The sequence below is a fragment of the Candidatus Poseidoniia archaeon genome (assembly GCA_030748895.1).
Taxonomy (GTDB): Archaea; Thermoplasmatota; Poseidoniia; order MGIII; family CG-Epi1; genus UBA8886.
On the sequence record JASMLC010000020.1, the window covers coordinates 1 to 3650 of the forward strand.

The window sequence follows — 3650 nt, forward strand, 5'->3', positions numbered from 1 at the left end:
TAGCGGTCCATCATACGTGGCTCTGGACCACGTGACCCTGGTTCAAATCCGGGCGGGGCTACCACTTTTGCCCGTAAACTATATAAAGGAAACGAGTTTTGATTCGGCAATGGGGACAACCGCAACCATTAAACAGAGGCGCGTAGACGTCTATTTGCCGAGTCTGGAAGCCAAGCAGCACTGGACTGAAGTCGCTAAGGCGTCCGGCATGAGCCTGAGCAAATACATCTCTAACCTGGTTGAGTTGTCAATGGAGAACCAGAAACTGGGGACCGACCGGCAGTCGCTGCTGGAAGCAAATGAGCAGTTGCACCACCGACTGAGTGATGCTGATGAGCGCATCCGGTTGCTGGAGGCGCTGCGCGACAAGTTGGACGGAGAGTTGCGGACTTACCGCATGAATCCGTTCCTGGACGGAGGTTTCCGTGGCATGCGTCAGCTGGACCGCAAGCTGGTACGGCTGCTCAAGGTGCATACCGGCCAAGGCCAGTATGCCACTCTGCCGGCGGAGCGCATCCTGCGTGAACTGGGGGTGAAGCCGAATGAGACTGAGGCGGTCCGCGGCATCAACGCGCAGCTGGATGCATTCGTCGACTACGGGCTGGTGGAATACACCAGCTCCGGCTTCAGGTGGCGCGAATGAGCGACATACCGCACGTCAAGCTGCTGGACGCCTACATGGCGGACGCGCAGCTGCAGGGACTTACCGCGGGGACGCTCAAGGACTACCACTGCAGCATCCGCATCTTCCTGCGGTTCACCAAAAAGCCGCCGGTCGACGTCACCCTGCATGACCTGCGGGATTTTCTCGGGTACCTCAAGAAGGAGCGGGACGTCCATCCCAAAACAGTCTCGCGCTACTTCAGTGCTATATCCAGCTTCTACGACTTCCTGTTGTTCGAGGGGCGCGTGCCGACCAACATCGTGCCGCCGTTCAGGAAGCGGTACATCAACCCGATGATCAGGAAGCTGAGCGGGTCCGAGGCGCGCCGCCAGTTGATATCGGTGAAGCAGGCGCGGATGCTGGTCCACTCTATCTTCCATCCGCGCGACCGGGCGTTGAACGTCCTGCTGGCCAAGACCGGTATCCGTCGCGCTGAGTTGATGTCAATCGACCTGGAGGACATAGACTGGGACCGGCAGATTATTCGCCTCAAGCCCAAACCCAAGCGCACCAACCTGCTGGTGTTCTTCGATGACGAGGTGGCGCGGATGCTGCAGCGCTGGCTGACTGCACGCAGGAGCTGGACCAAGACCGGCGAGGACAGCGCGAAGGCGCTGTTCCTGAACCAGCAGGGCGGGCGTATCTCACGCGGTGGCATCTACAACGCCGTCGTCAAGTATTCCACCCGGGTCGGGCTGCACGACCCGACCAGCAAGGACCCTGCCAAGCGGTTCACGACCCATTGCTACCGCCATTTCGTCACCACCCATTTGCTGCGCAACGGGATGCCGCGCGAGTACGTCAAGGAGCTGCGCGGCGACTCGCGCCACGAGGCGGTCGATATCTACCACCACATCGACCCGCGCGACCTGCGTGAAGCGTATCTTGCGGCAGTGCCGCAGCTGGGGCTGTAAGCGGCCGCTGCGACCCCTGCGCGAGAATTTTTCGGGGAAGCGGCAGGAGCCGACGATTCTGGATTCTAGACAATTATCTATGGCTAGTTCAAAGGCAGATATCGCTAGGGATATGGGCTGGTAGAGCCGAACCATAGAGTCGGCCAGCTCTACCGAACATATCTTTATAAGCAAATACGCCAGAGAAAGAGCCGATGCGTGTTAGCCATTCTGCATTCAGTCCTACTAACAGAGGCGTTGCTGGCGACCTCGTTTCGATAGACAAATTATCGCCATATACTGAGGTCTGCGGAACGCTGAATGAGACTTTGCTGAACGATGAATGGACTATCCTCTTCATGGACACTTGCACGCTGAAGATTTCCAGGGAGTTCATCGTTGATTATCGTGGACTGGACGCTCTACGACCGCCGGTGGATATTGGAATATTGTGGACCGGGGAAGGTTCAGAACCGGTAAGGTGGAGAATACTGGATTCGTTCATTCAGAGCAGGAATGAGTGATTCACGTTTCGGAATCAAATATACAGCTGAATCAAAGAGCTGGTTGCAGGTATTACATGCGATTTCTAAGTTGCAATCTGATAATCGTCCAGAGGTAAGATTAGATGAGAAATACACCTGGACGACCGTTTTCGAGGTGGCAAATTCACTGAATATCAAGGATAATCATGCTGGCAATGTGATGAAGCTGTTGGTACATTGGAAACTCGTCAGGCGGTGGAAGGGGAAGTCCACTGGAGGCCGCCCCCCATTTCACTATCGGGTAACTGGTAAAGGGTATAATCGTTTGGCGAGAGCCGATAAAGAGCTGGGTGATGAATGGTGGTTATTGCCTGAGACGCGTTCGGGGGAAGAAAGAGGCCTCTGTAGGCTGAAGGACAATGATGAACCCAAGCGCGGAACTCCGTTTCACGAGACCTGGAGAATCACTCGATTGCAAAAGATAAATATGAAATTGCAAGCAGAATATCTTCGCCTGAGGGAACAGCAAAGACGAGAGACGGGCTACTAATTGCACTAGATATTTCAAGCTGTTTTGCTAGTTCCAGTAAGTAGATTTCAGCACCAATAATATTCAGTTCGATGTTTCATCATTCCCCAGATTAAATCACTATTAATAGTGAAAAAGTCATGCTATCGACATCTTTGAATCACGTCGGAGCAGCGCCTTGGAAATGTAGGTTTGAGTTGTTGAGAATGTATGTGCTGAAAGGTAACAGCAGGTGTTTCCTACCGGCCTTGGGCGCATCGCGGTTGACATTAAGTTACGCCTGACATCAACAGCCATTCAACAGACTCGCCGATGCCCTTCCGGGCAAACCAGCACAAACCCGTCGCACCACCTGCCCGCCTCGAAAACCGGGGCCGTTTCCCAATGCTCTTCGCAGTAGAGTTTGTCGCAGGCGGCGCAGTATTCCCTGACGTAATCGTCGCAGATGGAATACAGCAGCCGCGCGTCTTTTTGCTCCAGCGCGGCCTTGACGCCACTCTGCGCATACTCGGGAACAGGAGTGCTGATTTTGCTCAACAGGTTCAGGTAATCCAGCCTGCCGGAAGCGGTATCATACTCCGCCGAGAGCGCTTCGCCGTCGCACTCCTCGCAATCGAACGATGCCTTGATTATCATTTTTGCTTCCTCACCGCATCTCTTATCTCGCGCGCATATCGCTTGACAATCCACGATATCGCGTGGTCAACTCCCTTCCGGGAAAAGTCGTGCAGCTGGCCGATATATTCGAAGCGCAATTTCTCCGCCAACATCTCCGGGTTATGGATACTGAAGCTGCGTGAGTGCGTCCAGCCGGCCCTGTAGGAATAGCCGAACGAGCCGTCATCGTGGAGGGACAATCCCGACGAAGCACCGCATCCTCTTGATATCCTGTGTCCCCAGTCTGCTGAGCCGTAGACAGTGATTGCCTTACCCCAGGTGATGTCGAGTTCTTTGAAAAGACACCATTCTTCGGAGGCGAGGATTTCCCTGCCCCAGCGGAAGATGTCCTGCGCCATTTCCAGTTTCCGCGGGAACAGCTCCTTCTCCCTTTTTCCTTTCTTGAAGCGCTTCCACGCCTT

At 54.7% G+C, this 3650-nt stretch carries 5 protein-coding genes; 3 read left to right on the plus strand and 2 right to left on the minus strand.

What is annotated here, in order from left to right; translation table 11 throughout:
• The first annotated feature begins 154 nt into the window (after positions 1 to 154).
• The 3 genes from QGG57_06675 to QGG57_06685 all read left to right on the plus strand — a co-directional run bounded on the left by QGG57_06675 (position 155) and on the right by QGG57_06685 (position 2592).
• Positions 155 to 643: a hypothetical protein gene (locus tag QGG57_06675; protein MDP7007847.1), complete on the plus strand. Its 489-nt coding sequence runs from the start codon at positions 155 to 157 to the stop codon at positions 641 to 643.
• Entirely contained in the window at positions 640 to 1578 is a 939-nt protein-coding gene (locus QGG57_06680) for a tyrosine-type recombinase/integrase (GenBank protein ID MDP7007848.1), read from the plus strand. Before QGG57_06675 ends, QGG57_06680 begins: the two co-directional genes overlap by 4 nt.
• A 495-nt stretch (positions 1579 to 2073) precedes the next feature.
• Positions 2074 to 2592, plus strand: coding sequence for a hypothetical protein (locus QGG57_06685; protein MDP7007849.1), 519 nt, complete (start codon positions 2074 to 2076; stop codon positions 2590 to 2592).
• A 276-nt stretch (positions 2593 to 2868) separates the two neighbouring features.
• On the opposite strand, the gene QGG57_06690 is transcribed toward QGG57_06685, so the two are convergent.
• Together QGG57_06690 and QGG57_06695 are read right to left on the minus strand one after the other, a co-directional pair.
• On the minus strand, positions 2869 to 3207 hold the full coding sequence (locus QGG57_06690) for a hypothetical protein (GenBank protein MDP7007850.1): 339 nt from the start codon (positions 3205 to 3207) through the stop codon (positions 2869 to 2871).
• Positions 3204 to 3650: hypothetical protein (locus tag QGG57_06695; protein MDP7007851.1), on the minus strand; the 447-nt coding region annotated here is incomplete at its 5' end. The genes QGG57_06695 and QGG57_06690, both read right to left, overlap by 4 nt.